Origin of the sequence: Flavobacterium terrigena (genome assembly GCF_900108955.1) — a bacterium.
Classification (GTDB): domain Bacteria; phylum Bacteroidota; class Bacteroidia; order Flavobacteriales; family Flavobacteriaceae; genus Flavobacterium; species Flavobacterium terrigena.
In genome coordinates this window covers 45,647-69,192 of record NZ_FNYA01000009.1, presented here as the reverse complement: position 1 = coordinate 69,192, position 23,546 = coordinate 45,647, and the positions used below count along the sequence as shown (strand labels likewise).

At 31.7% G+C, this 23,546-nt stretch carries 22 protein-coding genes; 16 read left to right on the top strand and 6 right to left on the bottom strand.

Annotated elements, in window-relative coordinates; genetic code table 11:
* The first annotated feature begins 4 nt into the window (after positions 1–4).
* From BMX42_RS13400 to BMX42_RS13380, 5 genes are all read left to right on the top strand, one after another.
* Positions 5–514 carry a hypothetical protein gene (locus BMX42_RS13400; protein ID WP_091315528.1) on the top strand — a complete coding sequence of 170 codons (510 nt, stop codon included), beginning with the start codon at positions 5–7 and terminating at the stop codon, positions 512–514.
* Position 515: 1 nt separating this feature from the next.
* Complete coding sequence (locus BMX42_RS14630; protein WP_091315525.1) at positions 516–737, top strand: DUF6095 family protein; 222 nt, start codon at positions 516–518, stop codon at positions 735–737.
* Between the two features lie 23 nt (positions 738–760).
* Positions 761–1,165 carry a DNA topoisomerase IV gene (locus BMX42_RS13390; protein WP_245748296.1) on the top strand — a complete coding sequence of 135 codons (405 nt, stop codon included), beginning with the start codon at positions 761–763 and terminating at the stop codon, positions 1,163–1,165.
* Between the two features lie 45 nt (positions 1,166–1,210).
* Positions 1,211–2,068, top strand: a complete 858-nt coding sequence (locus BMX42_RS13385) for a TerC family protein (RefSeq protein ID WP_091315521.1) — start codon at positions 1,211–1,213, stop codon at positions 2,066–2,068.
* 432 nt (positions 2,069–2,500) lie between these two features.
* Positions 2,501–3,379, top strand: coding sequence for a T9SS type A sorting domain-containing protein (locus BMX42_RS13380; protein WP_091315519.1), 879 nt, complete (start codon positions 2,501–2,503; stop codon positions 3,377–3,379).
* A gap of 80 nt (positions 3,380–3,459) precedes the next feature.
* Here the strand turns inward: BMX42_RS13380 and BMX42_RS13375 are convergent, their stop codons facing one another.
* From BMX42_RS13375 to ychF, 4 genes are all read right to left on the bottom strand, one after another.
* Positions 3,460–6,207 carry a DNA gyrase/topoisomerase IV subunit A gene (locus BMX42_RS13375; protein WP_091315517.1) on the bottom strand — a complete coding sequence of 916 codons (2,748 nt, stop codon included), beginning with the start codon at positions 6,205–6,207 and terminating at the stop codon, positions 3,460–3,462.
* 62 nt (positions 6,208–6,269) lie between these two features.
* On the bottom strand, positions 6,270–8,132 hold the full coding sequence (locus BMX42_RS13370) for a DNA topoisomerase IV subunit B (protein ID WP_091315513.1): 1,863 nt from the start codon (positions 8,130–8,132) through the stop codon (positions 6,270–6,272).
* Positions 8,133–8,278: 146 nt separating this feature from the next.
* On the bottom strand, positions 8,279–8,956 hold the full coding sequence (locus tag BMX42_RS13365; protein WP_091315510.1) for a TIGR02117 family protein: 678 nt from the start codon (positions 8,954–8,956) through the stop codon (positions 8,279–8,281).
* Between the two features lie 103 nt (positions 8,957–9,059).
* Positions 9,060–10,154 carry a redox-regulated ATPase YchF gene (gene ychF / locus BMX42_RS13360; RefSeq protein WP_091315507.1) on the bottom strand — a complete coding sequence of 365 codons (1,095 nt, stop codon included), beginning with the start codon at positions 10,152–10,154 and terminating at the stop codon, positions 9,060–9,062.
* A 238-nt stretch (positions 10,155–10,392) separates the two neighbouring features.
* Between ychF and BMX42_RS13355 the strand changes: the two genes are divergently transcribed.
* Positions 10,393–13,128 carry a fibronectin type III domain-containing protein gene (locus tag BMX42_RS13355; protein WP_091315503.1) on the top strand — a complete coding sequence of 912 codons (2,736 nt, stop codon included), beginning with the start codon at positions 10,393–10,395 and terminating at the stop codon, positions 13,126–13,128.
* Positions 13,129–13,201: 73 nt separating this feature from the next.
* Here BMX42_RS13355 and BMX42_RS13350 read toward each other — a convergent pair whose 3' ends face one another.
* Complete coding sequence (locus tag BMX42_RS13350) at positions 13,202–13,552, bottom strand: 4Fe-4S binding protein (protein ID WP_091315499.1); 351 nt, start codon at positions 13,550–13,552, stop codon at positions 13,202–13,204.
* Positions 13,553–13,677: 125 nt separating this feature from the next.
* Here BMX42_RS13350 and BMX42_RS13345 point away from each other — a divergent pair, with 125 nt between their 5' ends.
* The 10 genes from BMX42_RS13345 to BMX42_RS13305 all read left to right on the top strand — a co-directional run bounded on the left by BMX42_RS13345 (position 13,678) and on the right by BMX42_RS13305 (position 22,483).
* Complete coding sequence (locus BMX42_RS13345; protein ID WP_091315496.1) at positions 13,678–14,736, top strand: acyl-CoA reductase; 1,059 nt, start codon at positions 13,678–13,680, stop codon at positions 14,734–14,736.
* Between the two features lies 1 nt (position 14,737).
* Positions 14,738–14,866 carry a hypothetical protein gene (locus tag BMX42_RS14640; protein WP_262487633.1) on the top strand — a complete coding sequence of 43 codons (129 nt, stop codon included), beginning with the start codon at positions 14,738–14,740 and terminating at the stop codon, positions 14,864–14,866.
* 111 nt (positions 14,867–14,977) lie between these two features.
* A complete protein-coding gene (gene serC / locus BMX42_RS13340) occupies positions 14,978–16,063 on the top strand; it encodes a 3-phosphoserine/phosphohydroxythreonine transaminase (RefSeq protein WP_091315493.1) in 1,086 nt (361 codons plus the stop codon).
* A 15-nt stretch (positions 16,064–16,078) separates the two neighbouring features.
* Entirely contained in the window at positions 16,079–16,387 is a 309-nt protein-coding gene (locus BMX42_RS13335; RefSeq protein ID WP_143055658.1) for a hypothetical protein, read from the top strand.
* 12 nt (positions 16,388–16,399) lie between these two features.
* Positions 16,400–17,356 carry a D-2-hydroxyacid dehydrogenase gene (locus tag BMX42_RS13330; protein WP_091315486.1) on the top strand — a complete coding sequence of 319 codons (957 nt, stop codon included), beginning with the start codon at positions 16,400–16,402 and terminating at the stop codon, positions 17,354–17,356.
* 37 nt (positions 17,357–17,393) lie between these two features.
* Positions 17,394–17,951: a hypothetical protein gene (locus tag BMX42_RS13325; RefSeq protein ID WP_091315483.1), complete on the top strand. Its 558-nt coding sequence runs from the start codon at positions 17,394–17,396 to the stop codon at positions 17,949–17,951.
* A 79-nt stretch (positions 17,952–18,030) separates the two neighbouring features.
* Complete coding sequence (locus BMX42_RS13320; RefSeq protein ID WP_091315480.1) at positions 18,031–18,456, top strand: DUF6146 family protein; 426 nt, start codon at positions 18,031–18,033, stop codon at positions 18,454–18,456.
* A gap of 3 nt (positions 18,457–18,459) precedes the next feature.
* Positions 18,460–18,774, top strand: a complete 315-nt coding sequence (locus BMX42_RS13315; protein ID WP_091315478.1) for a DUF6787 family protein — start codon at positions 18,460–18,462, stop codon at positions 18,772–18,774.
* Positions 18,775–18,857: 83 nt separating this feature from the next.
* Positions 18,858–21,689 carry an excinuclease ABC subunit UvrA gene (gene uvrA, locus BMX42_RS13310; protein ID WP_091315475.1) on the top strand — a complete coding sequence of 944 codons (2,832 nt, stop codon included), beginning with the start codon at positions 18,858–18,860 and terminating at the stop codon, positions 21,687–21,689.
* 68 nt (positions 21,690–21,757) lie between these two features.
* Positions 21,758–22,483, top strand: coding sequence for an LOG family protein (locus BMX42_RS13305; RefSeq protein ID WP_091315471.1), 726 nt, complete (start codon positions 21,758–21,760; stop codon positions 22,481–22,483).
* A 52-nt stretch (positions 22,484–22,535) separates the two neighbouring features.
* Here the strand turns inward: BMX42_RS13305 and BMX42_RS13300 are convergent, their stop codons facing one another.
* Complete coding sequence (locus BMX42_RS13300; RefSeq protein WP_091315468.1) at positions 22,536–23,543, bottom strand: DUF6588 family protein; 1,008 nt, start codon at positions 23,541–23,543, stop codon at positions 22,536–22,538.
* Positions 23,544–23,546 lie beyond the last annotated feature (3 nt).

Sequence of the window (23,546 nt, the reverse complement as noted above, 5' to 3'; positions counted from 1 at the left end):
AAATATGAAAAAGTTAATCTATGTTAGTTTATTATTAGTTTCGTTTGTAAGCTTTGCTCAAACAAGATTTATTTCTAGAGAAATTCCAGCTGGACAAACTATCGAATTAAAAGACAAAAAAATGTATATTAATAATGAGCAAATTCCGTCTTATGAAATTAAAAAATATTTAAAAGACAACGATTACAAAGCGTATTCATTATATAACAAAGCAAAAAACAAAAGTGTAATTGGTGGTTTATTATTAGGATTAGGTTCTGTTTTTATTGTCAGTGATGCAGTTAAAGCTATGGTAACTGAAGGTGGAGAATACCCAACAGCAATGACATATATTGGCGTTGGTTTAGCTGGAACTTCAATTTTTGTTTTAAAAGGAAAAAATAAAAAAATGCAGGAAGCAATTGACATGTATAATAATGGCTTAAAAACCACTAGTGAATTAGAAAACAATTCTGATACAAACCTAAATTTAGTTGCCAATCAGAATGGTGTTGGTTTACGATTAAGTTTCTAGTATGTCTGTTAACAAAGAAGTTTTAAATAAAGGACTACGCTTTTTATTAGGCTCACTTCCTACTCTATTTATCGGTGTTTTCATTTTAAATAGTAGTTTTAAAAACCAAAAGCATCCTTTTTTTATTTATGTACTAATTTTGGCTGTATTGATTTGCGCTTTTGCCGTTTACTTGATGTTTAAAGGCATCAATACAATTATGAAAAGTATGTTTGAGAAGTAATTTTGATTTGCGATTTGCGAATTATGAATTACGAAATAACCAAAAACAATAAACAATTGAAAAAATATTTTTACTTCTTAACAACAGTTACTTTAGTTTCTTGTTACAACCAAGAAAGATCTTGTAAGGATTTCAAAACAGGGAAATTCACTTCAGAAACAACAGTTGAAGGGAAAAAATTTACGAGTGCTTTCGAAAGAAACGATTCTATTCAAATAGAAAATTATAATGCTGTTATTGACACTTTTTCTATTCGTTGGATTAACGATTGCGAATATATCTTAGAAAATGTGAAACCAAAAAACAGAAATGAGAAAAAAGCAGTTCACGTTAAAATACTAAACACCAAAGATTTAAAATACAATTTCGAATATTCTTTTGTGGGCGATGCAAAAAAACAATTCGGTTCTGTAACAAAACAAGAATAGTTTACGTAAAATCTAAGTAAAAAATAAATTAACAAATTAAACTAAATGGAAATTTTATCAAATCCAAATGCTTGGGTAGCGTTATTAACCCTAACTTTTTTAGAAATCATATTAGGTATTGATAACATTGTATTTTTATCAATTGTATCTGGAAAACTAAAAGAAGAAGACCAACCTAAAGCCAGAAAAATCGGTTTATTATTAGCTATGGTTTTTAGAATCATCTTACTTTTTGGAATTACTTGGGTAATGAGTTTAAAAGAATCTTTTTGTGATTTTGATTGGGGATTTGTAACTGGAGGTATTTCTGGACAAAGTATTATCGTTTTTGGTGGTGGTTTATTCTTATTATATAAATCAGTATCAGAAATTCATCATAAATTAGAAGGTGAAGAAGAAGGAACAAGCGGAAAAGCAAGTAGCTCTTTAAGTGCTGCAGTTTTACAAATTGCTTTATTAAATATTGTTTTTTCTTTTGATAGTATTTTAACTGCTGTAGGATTAGTGAGCGCAGCAGAACCACCTGTTGGTTTCGGACCTGCTGGTGCACTAGAAATTATGATTGGTGCAATTGTGACTTCAATGATAATTATGTTAATATTTGCCGGACCAGTTTCTAAATTTGTAAACCAACATCCAACCATTCAAATTTTAGGATTATCATTCTTAATTTTAATCGGTGTAATGCTTTTAGCTGAAGGATCACATTTAGCTGATATCAAGTTCTTTGGCGGAACTGAAGTTCACAGTATTCCAAAAGGGTATTTATACTTTGCAATTTTCTTCTCTTTGTTTGTAGAATTCTTAAACTTAAGAATGAAGAAAAACAGCAAAAAACCAGTGGTTTTACACAATAGTAAAATCATGGATAAAGAACTGGAAGATACCGATATTACTGATTAAATATAAAAAGTTCCGAAAATTCTTTCGGAACTTTTTTCAATTATATAGTCCCGAAAGAATTTTCGGGACTTTTTTTGTAAATAAACAATACTAAAGATTAACAAATTTTACGGATTTAACGTAATATCAATAAGTTACACTTAAATAACTTTACGTAAATAAGCCAAGAATTTATTTACTCATTTCTTACTGAACATAAAAAAATCTTACAAATGGTCTTTTATGTTTTTTATAAATCATCTTATCTATTGGTAACTCTACTTGGTTGAAATAATTTCTAATAGCCATTTGTTTGTCACTTTTCTGTTGTCATTTGTTACATCTTAAAGACTTAAAAATGTAAAATAAGTATCAAAAAAATGTAGTTTTGAACTATCAAAATTCTAAATAAGAAACTATTAAGTATAAACACAACTAACTAAAAAACAAAAAATGAAAAAAATAATTCTACTACTAACATTGTTATTTTCGTTTAATAATGTAATAGGGCAACAGCTTGCTCCACCTCCACCAGGCGTCAACTATTATTTTGTGATTGACAATAATAATGATGGATTTGCAACATTTGATATTAATCACTATATCAATACTATTCTTTATAATAAAGCTTTAACGTTAGGATATGATCTTTCAGGATACAATCGTTCCTTATTTCCAACGCAAACTGATTTTACAAATAATACGAATGTGATTGGGAGTACTTACGTTAATCAAGTAATTAATTCTCAAGAATGCTTTGCGAAATTAACTTATAGCGGAACAGGCCCTAGTTATGATCAAGCAACTTTAGATTATTATTTTATTAGTGTATTTTTAACCACCGTTAAATCAAATCTTGATGATGACAATGATTCTGTACTAAATGAATTTGAAGATTTAAATAATGACACCATACTAAATAACGAAGATACTGATAATGATGAAATTTTAAATTTCAGAGATCCTGATGATGATGGCGATGGTGTTTTATCCATAAATGAAGATTACAACTTTAACGGATCTCCTTTAGATGATGACACAAATGCCAACGGAATTCCTGATTATTTAGACAATACTGTTTTAGGTTCTGAAAGTTTTGTTTCAAAAAAAGATGTTCAAATATATCCTAATCCTGTACAAAATAGCTTAACTATTTCAACTTTAAACTCAGATTATCAAAGTGTTGAAATTTTAGACATAACTGGAAAAGTATTAGCAATTAAAAATGAAAACACTTCTAACTTAGACTTTTCTGAATTTGAATCTGGAATCTATTTTGTAAAAATAAATTGGATTGATACATCTATGAATTTCAAAATAATTAAATTATAAAAAAAGCCTCATAGAAATATGAGGCTTTTTTTAACTTTAAACCCTTCAAGAGTTTTGAACTCTTGAAGGGTTACTATTATTTACTCCAAACTCAACGTAATTTGTCCGTCGTCGTCTAGTTCTATGTTGAAATCCTGAATGTCTTTTGATTCATTTTCTTCTGAAGTAGGAATTTCAGGTTCGTCTAAAACTTCTTCATAAGGCAACGGTTCTAACATATTGATTTGCTTAATCTTATCAGTAGTTAACTGGTTTCCTAAAGCTTTAATTCCTTTAACTGTAATAAACTCATCTAAATTCACAATCTGATTGTCTTTTTGCACACCTTTTACTTTAGCATAAACAACCTCAGCCATTGGCAACCAATCAGTTGAAATGATTTCTAATTGTGATTTATCATGTTCTGTGATAAAAATTTCTTCTTTATTTTCATTTTCGATTAAGAAACGTTTCACGAAATAACGGTCTTTTTCACCATCGTAATAAATCGCTGAAATCGGTTTTTTTGGATTCCATTTTTCCATCACAATCATGTCTTCATCGAAATGTGTTGTCAATTCAGGAATAATGGTTTTAATTTTTCCTGATTGATTCGCGATAAGCAATCTATCATTAGGCTTAAATTCACCTAACAACTCACCTCTTCCATCTACATTTAAACGATGCACCGTTTCATCAAACCAAATTTTTCTTGGTCGAAGTGTAGAAATTCCTTTTTCTTTTAATTCAATTTTCTTGATCGGATATTTAGAAACCGTATTACCTTTACTAGCACGACCTTTAATAGCAATATCTGAAAAATCTTGATCCCATTTCAGTTTCTTGATACTTCCAACTTGACGTAATAAAATCGTCACAACCTCAGCTTCTCCATTTGGATTCGCAGAGAAATAAAGTACTTGAGAACCTGGTTTTTCTTGTGTTAAATCGTAAAACTTATCACGAGTTACACCAGAAACATTGAAACGTTTAATAAATGTCGAACCATTTTTACCATCGCGATACATCATATTGTAAATGGTACGTTTGTCGTTTTTATCGAAAACTGCAATATGAATGATGTCTTTTCCAACGAACTTTTTATCGTCCACTTTCGCAATCATCATTCTTCCATCTCTAAGGAAAACAATCACATCATCAATATCTGAACAATCTGCAACATATTCGTCTTTCTTTAAGCCAGTTCCAAAGAAACCTTCTTCTTTGTTTACATATAATTTGGTGTTACGTAAAACCACTTTCGTAGCTTCAATCGTATCGAAACTTCTTAATTCCGTTTGACGCTCTCTTCCTTTTCCGTATTTTTCTTTTAGTTTGGCGAAATAATCAATCGCAAAATCAATTAAATTATCTAAATGATGTTGCACTTCTTTCATTTCGTCTTCTAATTTCGAAATAAAATCGTCCGCTTTATCCGAATCGAAACGCGTAATACGAATCATTGGAATTTGCGTTAATTTCTGTAAATCTTCATCTACAATATCTCGAACAAATGACTTTTTGAATGGTTCAAATCGCTTGTATAAATATTCATAAAGTGTTTCTCTATCCGAATACAATTTGAAATCGATATACATTTCTTCACGAATGAAGATTTTTTCTAAAGTTGAAAAATGCCATTTTGTTTTTAATTCTTCTAACTGAATTTCCAACTCAGATTTAAGTAATTGAACGGTTCTGTCAGTTGAAATTTTCAACATTTCAGAAACACCAATAAACATCGGTTTATTATCGCCAATTACACAACCTAAAGGCGCTACCGAAGTTTCACATGCCGTAAAAGCATACAAAGCATCAATAGATTTATCTGGCGAAACACCTGGGAAAAGATGAATTAATATTTCTACCTCAGCAGCTGTATTATCTTCAATCTTTTTAATTTTTATTTTACCTTTTTCATTCGCTTTCAAAATACTATCAATCAATGTTGATGTATTGGTTGAAAAGGGAATTTGAGTAATGACTAACGTTTGCTTGTCTAATTGCGAAATTTTTGCTCGTACACGAACTCTTCCACCACGCATTCCGTCATTATAATTCGAAACGTCGGCAATACCCGCCGTTTGGAAATCGGGATAAATCGTAAATGGTTTCCCTTTTAATATTTTTATAGAAGCGTCAATTAATTCAATGAAATTGTGAGGTAAGACTTTCGTTGATAATCCAACCGCAATTCCTTCTGCTCCTGAAGCTAATAATAATGGAAATTTTACTGGCAAATTGTTTGGTTCTGCACGACGACCATCATATGAAACACCCCAATCGGTAATTTTTGGAGAATACAATACTTCCAAGGCAAATTTTGACAAACGTGCTTCAATATAACGAGAAGCAGCGGCGCTATCACCTGTTAGAATATTTCCCCAGTTCCCTTGACAATCGATAAGCAATTCACGTTGACCGATTTGTACCATAGCATCACCAATACTGGCATCTCCGTGAGGATGATACTGCATGGTATGTCCAACTACATTCGCTACTTTGTTATAACGACCATCATCCAACTCTTTTAGCGAGTGCATAATACGACGTTGAACAGGTTTGAAACCATCTTCAATAGCAGGAACGGCACGCTCTAAAATTACATACGAAGCATAGTCCAAAAACCAATCTTTGTACATTCCTGTAACTTTGGTAATGGTATCTTCTGGATTTTCGTCGTGGTCGTAAAAATGCTCTCCTTCGAAGTGTTTGGCTTCTACTTCAATAATTTCTTCGGAAAGTTCATCTTCTTGATTGTCATCAATAGAATTATCCTCTGAATTAGTATTTTCAGTATTATCCGTATTTTCTTCTTCTGGATTTATGTTTTCTTCTTCGTCTTTCATTTATGCTGAATTTATTTTCTCTGAATTCATTACAGAGTTTTCAGTATGTTTTTATTTTTCTTCTAAACTTCCTCTTCCACTACATCTAATTCTACCTTCAAGTTGTTAATGATAAACTCTTGACGGTCGGGTGTGTTTTTACCCATATAGAATTCTAATAATTTTTCAATAGATGTGGCTTTATCTAACATCACAGGATCCAAACGAATACTTTCTCCAATGAAATTTTTAAACTCATCTGGCGAAATCTCTCCTAATCCTTTAAATCGGGTAATTTCTGGTTTTGGTTTTAATTTTTCCATCGCTGCTTTTCTTTCTTCTTCCGAGTAGCAATAAATGGTTTCTTTTTTATTTCGAATTCTAAATAAAGGCGTTTGTAAAATATACAAGTGACCTTCTTTAATCATTTCAGGAAAAAACTGTAAGAAGAACGTAATTAACAACAAACGAATGTGCATTCCATCGACATCGGCATCGGTAGCAATTACGATATTGTTATAGCGTAAATCTTCCATGCTTTCTTCAATATTAAGTGCCGCTTGCAATAAATTGAATTCTTCGTTTTCGTACACAATTTTCTTGGTCATTCCGTACGAGTTTAGTGGCTTACCACGTAAACTGAAAACGGCTTGTGTATTTACATCACGACTTTTAGTAATCGAACCCGAAGCTGAATCTCCCTCGGTAATAAAAAGCGTACTTTCTAAACTTCTTGGGTTTTTCGCATCCGTTAAATGTACTCGGCAATCGCGTAATTTCTTATTATGTAAATTCGCTTTCTTCGCTCTATCTTTCGCTAATTTTCTAATTCCAGATAATTCTTTACGCTCACGTTCTGCTTGTAAAATTTTACGAAGTAAAGCATCCGCAACTTCTGGATTTTTATGCAAGAAGTTATCTAGCTTCGTTTTAATAAAATCATTTACAAACGTACGAACTGATGGCGCGTTTGGTCCCATTTCTGTAGAACCCAACTTAGTTTTAGTCTGACTTTCGAAAACTGGTTCTTCCACACGCACCACAATAGCCGAAACTATCGATTTACGAATATCTGAAGCCTCAAAAGGTTTGTTGTAATACTCTTTAATCGTTTTCACAACCGCTTCACGAAAAGCACCTAAGTGCGTTCCTCCTTGCGTGGTGTTTTGTCCGTTTACGAAAGAATAATATTCTTCTGAATATTGTGTTTTACTGTGAGTTATGGCTACTTCAATATCGTCACCTAAAAGATGAATAATTGGATACACCATATCTTCTTCCATAATGGTTTCTTCCAATAAATCTTTTAAACCATTGTCTGAATAAAATTTTTCACCATTGTAAATAATGGTCAAACCTGTATTCAAATAACAATAGTTTTTGAGCATTTTAATTACATACTCATTACGATATTTGTAGTTTTTAAAGATTACCTCATCCGCCACGAAAGAAACTTTTGTTCCTTTACGTTTTGTAGATTCGATGATATCTTCTTCTAAGGTTAAATTTCCTGCAGAAAATTCGGCCGCTTTTTGTTGGTTATCACGAACAGATTCTACACGGAAAAAGTTTGACAAAGCATTAACTGCCTTGGTTCCTACTCCATTTAGTCCAACTGATTTTTTGAAGGCTTTAGAATCGTACTTTCCACCCGTATTCATTTTGGAAACTACATCCACGACTTTTCCTAATGGAATACCACGACCATAATCGCGTACGGTAACCAATCGTTCTTTAATAGTGACTTCAATAGTTTTACCAGCACCCATTACAAATTCATCGATACAGTTGTCGAGAACCTCTTTTAATAAAATATAAATACCATCATCTGGTGATGAACCATCTCCCAATTTTCCAATATACATTCCCGGACGCATACGGATATGCTCTTTCCAGTCGAGTGAACGTATATTATCTTCGTTGTATTGATCTTGTTGCTCTAGCATAATCGGATTTTGGATTTTTTGCAAGATAAACGATTTCATTAAAAAATAAAAATGGTTTTTGAAGAAGTTATTAAGAAGTTGTGAGTTTAATAAAAAGTAATTAGTCCATAGTAATTAGCTTATCACTTTTTACTAATCACTATTAACTACTTAGAATAATGTCTGAAAATTCCAGTGTCGGTTAAAGTATGTAAAGCTGCTTTTTGGTTGGCCGATTTTAAGGCCTGATTTGCCCAAGAATTACAGGTGTAAAATAAAGAATAACTTCCTTTTGCTTCGTAGAAAATGTCGTTTTTACCGTAAACGGCATCCGTATCAATTTTGATGGTTGAACCATATTTTGTTTCAAAAGAATCATTGATAAATACCACTAATTTTTGATATTCTGATGTCGAAATTTGAATCTTTTTGCAATACGCATCTTCTTTCATAGTTTTGTAAAAAGTGGTATGCAAAGCGCTAGAACTTAATCCGGTTGTAGCTTTTAAAGCCGTGCTGACTTTTAAATCGGCCCAAGTTGGTGTTTCTAAATAAAATCCTCTATCTCCCCAACCCATTGCTAAGTATTTCGCTGTTGAATCTTTTGCTTTTGTGTATTCGAATTTGATTTGTTTCGACCAATCGAAAGTATCATTTTTTACAGGAACGACGATGTCAGTATGAACTCCGTTTGACAAAATAAAAATTTCAATTTTTGGTTCGTCAACCTCAACTTTATTACTATTTACAGGAATAAAAGATAGTAACGAAACAAGCAATCCATATGTAATTAATGCCAATAAGAATAAGCCTATGTATTTTAAAGTCTTTTTGATGGTTTTCATATCTGTAAATTTTAAGAAGAACTTAACAAATGTTATGCCACAAAAAAAAATCTGGTAAAACAAATTAGCAGATTTCAAATTTTCTTCATTCTATTTTCTAAAATTACACGTTAAAACGGAAATGCATAACATCACCATCTTTCACAATGTATTCTTTACCTTCAACTCTAAGTTTTCCAGCTTCTTTACATTTTGCTTCTGTTCCTAAATTAGAATAATCTTCAAAAGCAATAACTTCTGCACGGATAAATCCTTTTTCGAAATCGGTATGAATTACTCCAGCCGCTTGTGGCGCAGTATCTCCAACTTGAATGGTCCAAGCTCTAACTTCTTTAACTCCAGCCGTAAAATACGTTTGTAAGTTTAATAATTTATAAGCTGCACGAATTAAAACTGCAGAACCTGGTTCAGATAATCCCATATCTTCTAAGAAAACCTGACGTTCTTCGTAGCTTTCTAATTCAGTAATATCAGCTTCTGCACCAACAGAAAGAATAATAACTTCTGCTTGTTCGTCTTTTACTAATTCTCTAACCTGATCTACATATTTGTTTCCGTTTACAGCAGATGCTTCGTCCACGTTACAAACATATAAAACTGGTTTAGCTGTAATTAACTGAAATGCATCGTATAAAGCTGCTTCTTCAATACCATTTGGTTCAACCGTTCTTGCCGATTTTCCTTGTAATAAAGCTTCTTTAATTTTATCTAAAATACTTTTTTCAATTTTTGCTTCAGCATTTCCGGTTTTTGCACCTTTATTTGCTTTTTCTAAACGTTTTTCAACTGTTTCTAAGTCTTTTAATTGTAATTCTATGTCAATAGTTTCTTTATCACGAATTGGGTTTACATTACCATCAACGTGCACAATATTATCGTTATCAAAACAACGTAACACGTGAATAATCGCGTTACATTCTCTAATATTTCCTAAAAACTGATTTCCTAATCCTTCACCTTTACTTGCACCTTTAACTAAACCTGCAATATCAACAATATCAACAGTTGCCATTTGTACACGCTCTGGTTTTACCAATTCTTCTAAACGATTAATTCTTGGATCTGGTACGTTTACTACACCAATATTTGGTTCGATAGTACAAAAAGGAAAGTTTGCACTTTGCGCTTTTGCGTTAGATAAACAATTAAATAATGTCGATTTTCCTACGTTTGGTAAGCCTACAATTCCTGCTTTCATATTATTTGTATTCAGTTAACCTATTAAAGCTAACAGTTAGTTTTAAATTTAAGTTTGCAAATATAGTTTAAAAGTTACGGAGTAGCAAAGTTGAAATACAAAAACAAAAATTACGCTTTACAATTACTTTACTTCGATTGATAAATTTAACAAAATCTATATGTTTTAATAAAAAACAAAGCAACTTAACTTAACAGTGTGAATCTAAGTTTGCAGCATAAACAAACATTAATTTATCATGAAAAAACTTTTCTACTTAACTCTTTTAATAGGATACTCCTGTTTTTCACAGACATTGCATCCCTATTTACAAAATGTAACACCAACTTCAATTTATGTAAATTGGAAAACTAACAGTAATAGTGAAACTATTGTTGAATATGGAACTTCTTCAGCAAATTTAAACGTAACTGTTACTGGAAATACTAATATTTTTACTGACACTGGATATCCTGGTAATTATTATTATCATTCTGCAAAACTTACAAATTTAACAGCTAATACTAAATATTATTACCGAATTAAAACTGGTAGTGAATTATCTGTCATTAAATCTTTTAAAACCTTACCAAATCCTGGGCAAGCAGCAACTGCAGATGGACATATTCGATTTTTAATCATGGGTGATAATCAATTAAAAAACGAACCTCGTTATGATTCATTAGTCTCTGCAGCTAAAAGGAAAATTAAAGAAAAATGGGGTGCTACGCTATCTCCAGATGATAATGTTTCCATGACATTTATGGTTGGTGATCAAGTTGATGTTGGAACTTTAGATCATTATGAACATGTCCACTTTAAGAAAAACAGAGAGCTTTCAGGAAATATTCCAATTCAAACTACAGTTGGAAACCATGAAACATACGGAACTTTAGGTATGAATTCGTACTATAGTCATTTCTATATGAGTGAGTTATCGTATCAAGGAATTTCATCAAACACGGAGAATTATTATGCGCAACAAGCTGGAAATGTTTTATTTATCAGTATGAGTTCTGAACATACCGGTGCAGCGCAATTGGCATGGTTACAACAAGTTATAACTGCTGCACAAAACGATAACACGGTAGATTGGATTTTTTCTTTAAGTCATCGTCCTTATCAAGCAGAACAATATGTTGGAGATATTTCAAATTGGGTTAGAGATACCGCCGTTCCTTTATTAACTACATCGAACAAGTACATTATGCATATTGGTGCACATCATCATTTATATCATAGAGGACAATTAAAAAATCAAACGGCTTACCAAATTATTTCTGGTGGAACGGCTTGGGATCAATATTGGTCGATGTCAACGGAACAAGACTTTGAAGATGTTCAAAAAACGATTAGTAATTGGATGTATCAAATTGTAGATATTGATGTTACAAACGGTAAAATGGATGTAGAAAGTTATTCGATTGGAAGTGTTTTACAATGGAAGAACAATCAATTAATGGATTCGTTTCATCGATATAAAAATAAACAAAGACCAAACAAACCTAGTATTACAAACACATTTACTGCGCCAGTTCAACTTCCTTTAACACTTACTGGATCTGCATTTTCAACAAATGAAACGGAACTTTTAAATACCACTCAATTTGTAGTTTCAAAATTTGCTGATTTTAATACTATTGAAAAAGAATCGTATCGTGATTTTGAAAATTTATTTGGAAAATATGGTACACAAAAAGATTCAACTGTAAATATTAATTTAGGTGTTGATATTACTAAAATGGAGCTTCTAGCTAATTCAATAGATAATGGTATTCATTATGCAAAACTTCGTCATAGAGATAGAAACTTAGAATGGTCTGATTGGAGTGATGTGGTTTCTTTCGAAGTAATTAATAGCAACGTTGGAATTACTGAAATTTCATTAAATAATACCAATAATGTATATGCAATTAACCAATCTATTTCTGTAAATTATGTAAATGCGCCAACTACAAGTAACACGTGGATTGGTATATACAAAGATGGACAAGTCCCAGGAATTAATAATTCTACACTTTGGTCTTATACAAATGGAACTACGAGTGGAACCGCCAATTATAGTTCTGGATTAACACAAGCCGGTCGTTATTTTGCAGCGCTTTTTATTAATAATGGTTATACTGAAGTGGCAACAAGAGTTTATTTTTATGTTGGACCAGTACCAATATTAAGTACTAATTTAACAGAATATCCTCTAGGTCAAAATGTAATTGTTTCTTTTACAAATGGTCCGAATATCACAAACGATTGGATTGGGATTTACAAAATGGGAATTAATGCTGGTGATGCACCTGCTACATCATGGCAATATGTAACTACTGTAAGCGGTACAAAAACCTTTAGTAATTTACCGAAAGGATATTATTATGCACAATATTTCATCCAAAACAGCAATAATGCCATTGGGAATAAAGTATTCTTTAAAGTTGGTGATATTGTTACGGAACTTTGGATAGATAGTCCAGTATATGACTTAGGTGAACAAATTACAGCTTCTTGGACAGATGCGCCTGGAATTGTAAAAGATTGGTTGGGAATATATAATGAAAATGACAATCCAAATTCTGATCCATTAATTAGTTATCAATATTTTAATGGTGTAGCACAAGGTTCAGCACAAATTACCAATGTAAATATGCCAACAGCTCCAGGAAACTATTTTATCGTTATGTTTACAAACGATTCTTATAATGAAGTTTCAAACAGAGTTGAATTTCAAATGATGAGCCCATTAGAAAGTGAAGGATTTAAAATCGATAATGGTATAAAATTATATCCAAATCCTTCAAATAATAACAAACAAACATTTATTCAATGTGATTATCCAATTGATGAAATTAAATTATTTGATATGGAAGGTAAACTATTGTATGCAACGAAAAACGTGAATAATAACAAGTATTCATTGATTACACAAGATTTAGCAAAAGGAATGTATATTATAAAAATACATTCTAGAAAATTATTTACCGCTAAACTGATTATTGAATAAGTTTTAAAAAAATTATGCAAAAAAAAGCTCTTCAAAATGAAGAGCTTTTTTTTTATTTTACTTTGATTGTTTTTTACTCATTATGTAAAAATGATTGTCTGTTTAAAAGTGTTTCTTCACTTTCCACATGTTCATCATCGGGAACACAACAATCAACTGGACAAACAGCTGCGCATTGTGGTTCTTCATGAAAACCTTTACATTCTGTACATTTTCCTGGAACAATATAATACAAATCGTCAGAAATTGGAGTTTGCGCCGCATCTGAATCGATTTCCGTTCCGTCTGGTAAAATTATTTTCCCAGAAAGTTTCGTTCCATCTTTCCAACGCCAATCGTCAGCTCCTTCATATATTGCTGTATTTGGACATTCTGGTTCACAAGCCCCACAATTAATACATTCATCCGTTATAATTATTGCCATATTTTTAAAGTTTGATGTCAGAAATTAGATGTCAGAAGTTTTAAAAAATTTCTGCTACAAAAGTCTAACTAAATGTTTAATTTTGTACAAAAATACAACGTAAACTAAATATAACCAAAAAAGAAATGTCACAATCTGAAATAAAAAATTGTTTTGTAGAATTAGGAAAATTTTTAAGTCAATTTTCGTTAGACAATAATCAGCAAAATAACACTGTATTACACAATGATTTATTTTTTGATCAGTTTGTAGATTTAATCGCTTTATCGCAATCCCACAACAATTGGTTTACACCAGATAATGTGCATTATAGCATTTCTAGTTGGGCAGATGCTTTAACTGAAGAGAACCTAATTCAATGGCTTTCAGCGTATTCATTCAATGAAAAAGATCCTAAAAATGTAGGTTTGATTTTAGCTGGAAATATTCCGTTAGTGGGTTTTCACGATTTTGTTTCGGTTTTAGTTTCTGGTAATAATGTATTGGTAAAAACATCAAGTAAAGACGATTATTTAATTAAATTTTTAGCGAAATATCTAATTGCTTTAGATGAACGTTTCAATAAAAAAATAACTTTTGTAGAAGGTAAATTAGAAGGTTTTGATGCCGTAATTGCTACAGGAAGCAACAATACAGCTCGATATTTCGAATATTATTTCAAAGATAAACCTTCAATTATTAGAAAAAGCAGAAATTCGATTGCGGTTTTAACTGGAAATGAAACTCCAGAAGAAATGACATTATTAAGTGAAGACGTTTTTAGATATTTCGGATTAGGTTGCCGAAATGTTTCTAAAATATTTGTTCCTAAAAATTATAATTTCGATTCATTTTTCAACGGAATGTTCGCTCAAAAAGATGTGATTTACTATGAAAAATACGCCAATAATTACGATTACAACAAAGCCGTATTTTTAATGAGTAACTTTCAATTGTTAGACAATGAATTTTTAACTATAAAAGAAGATACGAGTCACGCCTCACCTATTTCTTCTGTTTTTTATGAATATTACGAAGACATAAACGAAATCAAAGCGCGTATACAACAAGATGCAGAAATCATTCAATGTGTGGTTTCGAATGGAATTATTGACAATTCAGTTTATTTTGGTGAAACTCAAAAACCAAAATTATGGGATTATGCTGATAATGTAGATACATTAGCTTTTTTAAATAATTTGTAAGATGGCACTATCAAAAATTAAAGAAATCATTAAGCATCAAAAAGAAAAGGAAGTTCATAAACATGAACCTAATTTTAATTTGGAAGCAAAGGTAAATTCGAATCGAAAAGACGAGAAAAAGAAGAAATAAAATAGTTACGCAAACGATTTCGTTAACAAATCGTTTTAAAATTGTTAAATTATTTTTTTGAGGAAATTTCAAATGTTGGAAATTTGCGCAAAACTACAACATACTACCAAAATGAAAAAACACAATTACAGTGCAGGACCTTGCATTTTACCTCAAGAAGTTTTCGAGAAATCGGCTCAAGCCATTCTAAATTTTAATAATTCCGATTTATCTTTATTAGAAATATCGCACAGAAGTAAAGACTTTGTAGCGGTTATGGAAGAAGCTCGTGCTCTAGTTTTAGAACTTTTAGGTCTAGAAAATAAAGGTTATCAAGCACTTTTTTTACATGGCGGTGCGAGTATGCAATTCTTAATGACGCCTTATAACTTAATGAAATCTGACGGAAAAGCAGCATATTTAGATACTGGAACTTGGGCAAACAACGCGATTAAAGAAGCAAAACATTTTGGAGAAACTCTAATCGTTGGTTCTTCAAAAGAGGCAAATTATAATTTCATTCCGAAAAACATCGAAATTCCTTCAGATGCGAATTATTTCCATTGTACGAGTAACAATACCATTTTCGGAACACAAATGAAATCATTTCCTAAAACAAACGTGCCTTTGGTTTGCGATATGAGTTCGGATATTTTTTCAAGAACTTTAGACTTTTCTCAATTCGATTTAATTTACGCCGGAGCTCAAAAAAATATGGGTCCAGCTGGTGCGACTTTAGTCGTGGTGAAAGAAGAAATCTTAGGAAAAACAGGACGTTACATTCCAAGTATGCTAGATTATGAAAAACATATCAAAGCAGAAAGCATGTACAACACACCGCCAGTATTCCCAATTTATGCATCATTGTTGACATTACAATGGTTGAAAAAATTAGGCGGAATCGCTGCTATTGAAAAAATCAACGAACAAAAAGCACAATTATTATATACAGAAATCGACAGAAATCCTTTGTTTAAAGGAACTGCCGTTACAGAAGACAGAAGTAATATGAATGCGACTTTTGTATTAACAGATGAATCTTTAACAGAAAAATTTGATACAATGTGGAAAGCAGCAGGAATTTCTGGATTAACTGGACATCGTTCTGTTGGCGGCTATCGTGCTTCCATGTACAATGCACTTCCATTAGAAAGTGTTGAAGCATTAGTGAATGTGATGAAAGAATTAGAAAAAAAGTGTTCAGTAATCAGTATCTAGTGTTCAGATAAAAAAATGAATGAAGATTTTAATATAATTTCATGGATATTTTTATCAATTGCTATGGGTAGTCAACTTGAACCTATAACTTTTGAAGGAATTTCTTTAATTCCAGATGGAATTAATCACTCAGTTCCAAATCAAAAAGAAATAAATTCTTCTATATCTTATTTATTAAAGAATGATTTAGTAATTAAAAATGAAAAAAAATATTCACTTTCTGAAAATGGAAAAGAAATATATTTAAAATCGAGTAACGAAAATAAAACAATCTTAAAAATTTGGGAGAATATTGAAACAACATTATTACTTCTAAATAAATAAATTCAGCATAAAATGAAAGTATTAGCAAACGACGGAATATCAAAAAGTGGAATCAAAACATTAGAAAAAGCAGGTTTTGAAGTCCTTACCACAAAAGTAGCGCAAGAACAAGTTGCCAATTATATCAATACACACGACATTAAAGTGATTTTGGTAAGAAGTGCAACAAAAGTAAAACAAGACATTATTGATGCTTGTCCAGGAATTCAAATTATTGGTCGTGGTGGCGTTGGAATGGATAATATTGATGTGGATTATGCACGTTCAAAAGGAATTCACGTAATTAATACGCCAGCTTCTTCTTCTGAAAGTGTAGCCGAATTAGTTTTCGCACATTTATTTACTGGAATTCGTTTTTTACACGATGCCAATAGAAATATGCCTTTAGAAGGTGATACGAATTTCAATGGTTTGAAAAAAGCTTATGCTGAAGGATTAGAACTTCGTGGAAAAACGTTAGGAATTATTGGTTTCGGACGTATTGGTCAAGCTGTTGCTAAAATGGCTTTAGGTTTAGGAATGAGAGTTATTGCTGCGGATAAATATGTAAGTGATGCTACAATTCGTGTGGATTTTTACAACGGGCAATTTATCAATGTTGATATGATTACAGAACCGTTAGAAGATGTTTTAAAACATTCGGATTTTATTACGATTCACGTTCCAGCACAAGATGGTTATGTTTTAGACAAAGCAGAATTTGATATCATGAAAAATGATGTTGGAATTGTAAACTGTGCTCGTGGTGGTGTAATTAATGAAGTGGCTTTAGTAGAAGCTTTAGATGCGGAAAAAGTATTATTCGCTGGTTTAGATGTTTTCGAAAACGAACCAACTCCAGAAATTCAAATCTTAATGCATCCAAAAATTTCGTTAACGCCACATATCGGAGCAGCAACATTAGAAGCGCAAGACCGAATTGGAACAGAACTAGCAGAACAAATTATCAGTTTATTAAAGAATAAATAATTTTTATTATCTTTATTAAAACTAAAATTACAAAACTATGTTTGAACAATTAACAGAATTAGTAAAGCAATATGGTGGCGATGCGGTTGTTAACAATCCAGCGGTACCAAATGAACAAAATGAAGCCGTTATGGAAGAAGCCAATGGTTCTATTCTTTCAGGTTTAAAAGAAATGGTTGCTAGCGGAAACGTTGGTGATTTAGCTGGAATGCTTTCAGGTAAAACTCCAATTGACATGAATAATCCTGTAGTTGCAGAATTAGCTGGAAAAGTAACTGGAAATTTAGGTAATAAATTTGGCTTATCTCCAGATGCAGCTGGAAGTGTAGCTGGCGGATTAATTCCTCAAGTTTTAAGCGGATTAGTAAAAAAAGCACAAGATCCAAATCAACCAGGATTTAATGTTCAAGATATTATTGCTTCTATTTCTAATGGTCAAGGTGGCGGATTAATGGATATGGTTACCAAATATGGTGGGCAATTTGGCTTAGACCAAGATGGTGACGGACAAGTTGGAATGAGCGATGCTGTTGCAGCAGTTTCTAAAAAATCTGGCGGTTTAGGTGGATTGTTAGGCAAACTATTTGGAAAATAGAATTTATTTAAAATCAATATAAATTAGTCTCGATTTTTCGGGACTTTTTTTTTATCTTTATACTTTCAATAAATAAGTCATGAAAAAGTTACTATTTCTTGGTTTTATTGCTTCTTTTTTTCTTTTTTCTTGTAACTCAAACAAAAATTTTAGTTCAGAAAATAAAGAAAAACTAACAAGTGATACCATTCATATTTCAAATCCAGATTTAGAATATGAGGTGATTATTATTGATGGAGGTTTTACATATTGGTTTAATTCGTATGCTAAGCCAAAAGGCTTTTATACGCAATCGTATTTAGAGACTAGAAATAGATTTTGGGTTTTAGAATGGAATAATCGTGCTAGAAATCCCATGCGATATGGAAATATATACGACATGCCAATAAATTATGAAACAAATGTAGATTATGGTTATCATGTAAATTATATGATTTACAATTATTTAGTTTATTTTCAATTAAAAAACAAACAACAATTAGGAGGTTTTACTGCTCGAATATAATTTATGAACAAACTTAAAGAACGCTGGAACATATCTAGCAATTATCAATTAGTCATTATTTTTATTGTTTTTGCCATAACGGGTTCAACTTCGGCATTAATTGCAAAACCTATATTGACTTTTATTGGCATCACTAAAGAAAGTGTTGGTTTGTGGTTGTATTACCCACTTTACATTATTATCATTTTACCCATATACAAAGTATTACTTTTGTTGATTGGCACACTAGCCGGACAAAGGAATTTCTTTTGGAATTTCATTAAAAAAATGTTGGATAGAATGCGTTTAGGATTTATCCATAGAATTTTTGAGAAGTAAACTAGTTTTCACCATTTTATTCATAATTATACAACTAATTTCTTCTCAAAAAATCGTACTTTTGCAAAAATCTACTTAGTTGTATGCAACACACAGAAAATTCTATTGAAATTATTGGGGCTCGTACTCATAATTTAAAAAATATTGATGTTACCATTCCTCGTGAAAAATTAGTCGTAATTACTGGCTTATCAGGTTCTGGAAAGTCGTCATTAGCGTTTGATACGATTTATGCTGAAGGTCAGCGTCGATATATTGAAACATTTTCTGCGTATGCGCGTCAGTTTTTAGGTGGATTAGAACGACCAGATGTTGATAAAATTGACGGATTGTCTCCAGTTATTGCCATTGAGCAAAAAACAACCAATAAAAGTCCACGTTCTACTGTTGGAACAATTACAGAAATTTACGATTTTCTTCGATTACTTTTTGCTCGTGCCGCTGATGCATATAGTTACAATACGGGCGAAAAAATGGTTTCGTATTCTGATGATCAAATTAAAGATTTAATTCACGAAGAATTTGACGGAAAAAGAATCAATATTCTAGCACCAGTAATTCGTTCACGTAAAGGACATTACAGAGAATTATTTGAACAAATTGCCAAGCAAGGTTTTTTAAAAGTTCGTGTAGACGGAGTTATAAAAGATTTAGAATACGGCATGAAAGTGGATCGTTATAAAACACACGATATTGAAATTGTAATCGATAGAGTTGCTGTAAAACAAGACGAAGACACTGATAAAAGATTAACCGAAAGCATCAAAGTTACTATGCATCATGGTGATGATATTTTGATGGTTATCGAACAAGATACTCAAGAAGTTCGATTTTATAGTAGAAGTTTAATGTGTCCAACTTCTGGAATATCTTATCCAAATCCAGAACCAAATAATTTCTCCTTCAATTCACCAAAAGGCGCTTGCCCAAACTGTAATGGTTTAGGAGTTGTAAATGAAATTAATCTTCAAAAAATTATCCCAAATCCAAAAGCATCAATAAAATCTGGTGGTTTTGCACCTTTGGGCGAATATAAAAACACATGGATTTTTAAGCAATTAGAATTCATCGGTGAAAAATATGGTTTCAAAATCACAGATAATATAGAAAGTATTCCTGCAGAAGCAATGGATATGATTTTATATGGTGGAAATGAAAAATTTTCAGTGGTTTCTAAAGTCATGGGAATTACGAAAGATTATAAAATTGATTTCGAAGGGATTTCAAATTTCATCAAAAATCAGTTTGAAGAATCGGAATCGGCAAGTATAAAACGTTGGGCTAAAGAATTCATGGATGAAAACGAATGCTCTGAATGTCATGGAACACGTTTACGTAAAGAAGTTTTATATTTTAAAATCAACGGAAAAAGCATTGGCGATTTAGTTCACATGGATATTGTAGAATTAAAAAAATGGTTTTCTGATTTACCGGAACACTTATCAGAAAAACAAACTGCCATTTCACATGAAATTTTAAAAGAAATAACAGCTAGAATTAATTTCTTACTAGATGTTGGTTTAGATTATTTGTGTTTGAATAGGAGTTCGAAAACACTTTCTGGTGGTGAAGCACAACGTATTCGTTTGGCTACGCAAATTGGTTCGCAATTAGTTGGAGTTTTATATATTTTAGATGAACCAAGTATCGGGTTACATCAACGTGATAATGAAAGATTAATCAAATCGTTAGAAAGCTTGCGCGATATTGGAAATTCGGTTTTAGTTGTGGAACACGATAAAGATATGATTGTTCGTGCCGATCACGTAATTGATATTGGTCCGAAAGCAGGAAAATATGGTGGACAAATTATTAGTCAAGGAACACCAGCCGAATTATTAAAAGAAAATACCATTACTGCTCAATATTTGAACGGAAAAATGGAAATTGAAGTTCCGAAAACACGTAGAGAAGGAAACGGAAAGTTTTTAAAACTATCTGGCGCGACAGGAAATAACCTTAAAAATGTTTCTATTGAAATTCCTTTAGGGAAAATGATTTGTGTTTCTGGAGTTTCTGGAAGTGGAAAATCGACGTTAATTAACGAAACGCTCTATCCTATTTTAAATGCTCACTTTTATAATGCGGTTAAAAAACCTGCTCCTTATAAAAAAATTGAAGGATTAGAACATTTAGATAAAGTTATTGATATTGACCAAAGTCCTATTGGAAGAACGCCTCGAAGCAATCCAGCAACGTATACAGATGTTTTTTCGGAAATAAGAAGTTTGTTTACAATGACTTCTGAAGCTCAAATTAGAGGTTATAAACCAGGTCGTTTTAGTTTCAATGTAAAAGGCGGACGTTGTGAAACCTGTGAAGGTTCTGGAGTGAGAACAATTGAAATGAGTTTCTTACCAGATGTTTATGTAGAATGCGAAAGTTGCCAAGGAAAACGTTTTAATAGAGAAACATTAGAAATTCGTTTTAAAGGAAAATCGATTTCAGATGTGTTGAATATGACAGTTGATGAAGCGGTTGATTTCTTTGAAATGATTCCGAAAATTTATCGAAAAGTAAAAACCATTCAAGATGTTGGTTTAGGATATATTACGCTTGGACAACAAAGTACAACGCTATCTGGTGGTGAAGCACAACGTATTAAATTAGCTGGTGAGTTATCCAAAAAAGATACAGGAAATACGTTCTATATTTTAGATGAACCTACAACTGGTTTGCATTTCGAAGACATTCGTATTTTAATGGATGTGATTAACAAATTGGTAGATAAAGGAAATACGGTTTTAATTATTGAACACAATTTAGATGTAATTAAGTTGGCCGATTATATTATTGATATTGGTTTAGAAGGTGGAAAAGGCGGCGGAGAAGTCTTATGCAAAGGAACACCAGAAGAAATCATTAAAAATAAAAAAAGTTATACGGCTCAGTTTTTGAAAAAAGAATTATCTTAGCCTTCTAATTACTTCACACAACAACACTGCTAATTTTGTATTTTAATTAAATTAGAAAAAAACTATTTATGTCAGCAGATCAATATCAAAATGATGATGAAAGAATCCAAGATAAGTTAAAACAAAAGACTTGGAACGAAGTTAGAGCAAATGATTCTTGGGCTATTTTCAAAATTATGTCTGAGTTTGTAAATGGATACGAAAGCATGGGGCGAATTGGTCCTTGTGTATCTATTTTTGGTTCAGCAAGAACAAAACCAGAAGACAAATACTATTTATTAGCAGAAAAAATTGCCTATAAAATTTCTAAAGCGGGTTACGGTGTCATTACTGGTGGTGGACCTGGAATTATGGAAGCGGGTAACAAGGGAGCGCACAATGGTGGCGGAACTTCTGTTGGATTAAATATTGATTTACCATTCGAACAACATTATAATCCATATATTGATAGAGATAAAAACTTAAGTTTCGATTATTTCTTCGTAAGAAAAGTAATGTTTGTAAAGTATTCTCAAGGATTTGTAGTAATGCCAGGTGGTTTCGGAACTTTAGATGAAATGTTTGAAGCAATTACACTTATCCAAACTAAAAAAATTGCCAAATTCCCTATTATTTTAGTAGGAACAGAATTCTGGACAGGCTTAATGGATTGGGTAAAAGAAGTGATTATTGATAAATTCAAAAATGCTTCTCCTGAAGATTTAAACTTATTTAAAATTGTAGATACGGAAGATGAAGTTGTAGATGTTTTAGATACTTTTTACAAAAAGTACGAATTATCGCCAAACTTCTAATTTTAAGTTAAGAGATATAAAAAATCCCATCCGTTCAAGATGGGATTTTTTTTTAGTTTATTTTATAAGAAACTCCAACATTAAAATTCATAAACTTTCCGAAAGCAAAAGCACTCAAAATATTAAAATTCTTGAAGCCATAATTAACGGCAACTTCACCAATATAATTGGTTTTTCGTTTTTGAATGGTATCTAACAACTGATTGATTATTTGCTGAACTGGAAGTACATTTTCAATTTCACCTTTTTCTCCACTAACTATATAATTGAAATCACTGGTGTTTACGATAAAACTTCCCAAAATTTCAAATCGTTTAATTTCCTTTGAAACCGATAATTGATAATGATAGGTATCTACAATTCCGTTTAAGTTGTTAATTCCTAAATTTCCAAATGATGTATTAACATCTAAAAAATCAAAACTAATATCTTCATTAGAATAAAATGACATCGCCGAAACATGAATTTTATTACTTTCTAATCTAGGAAAATATTGACTCAAATTATGTTTTAATCCGAACCCATACACTTGATAATCTCCTCTTTTTAACTTGGTTTTAGTCGAAAAACGTCCAATTACTTCTGTTCCACTTGGTAAAGCAAAAGCAACATCTAAATAAGGATACGTTATATATTCTTGATTGACACCTTTTGGTGTTTTCAATCGAACTTCTTGTCCGTCTAAATCACCAACTAAAACAAAAGTATCGTCATTTCCTAAAGCGGTTGGCACCTCAGCTGAAGTTGCTGTTCCTTCTAATTGTAAAAACTTAAAATCGGAATTATTAATGGTAAAACTTCTATCTGATTTTGGGACTTTAAACGTATTAGCGTGTATACCCACTAAAATTTCCCAATCTTTCTTCTTTTTTGCAGAATTCATCCAAGCTGATGATGCTTGGTAAACTGCGCCATCTGTCGCCGGAATTAGATATTGCTTCGAATACAAAAGGGCATCTTCTAAAAGATACCCTATTTGTTCTAATTGTGTAGGCGTTTGCGCTTGTATTGAATTAGAAAATCCAAAAAACAAGATACAAAATGCAAAACTACGTTTCATATA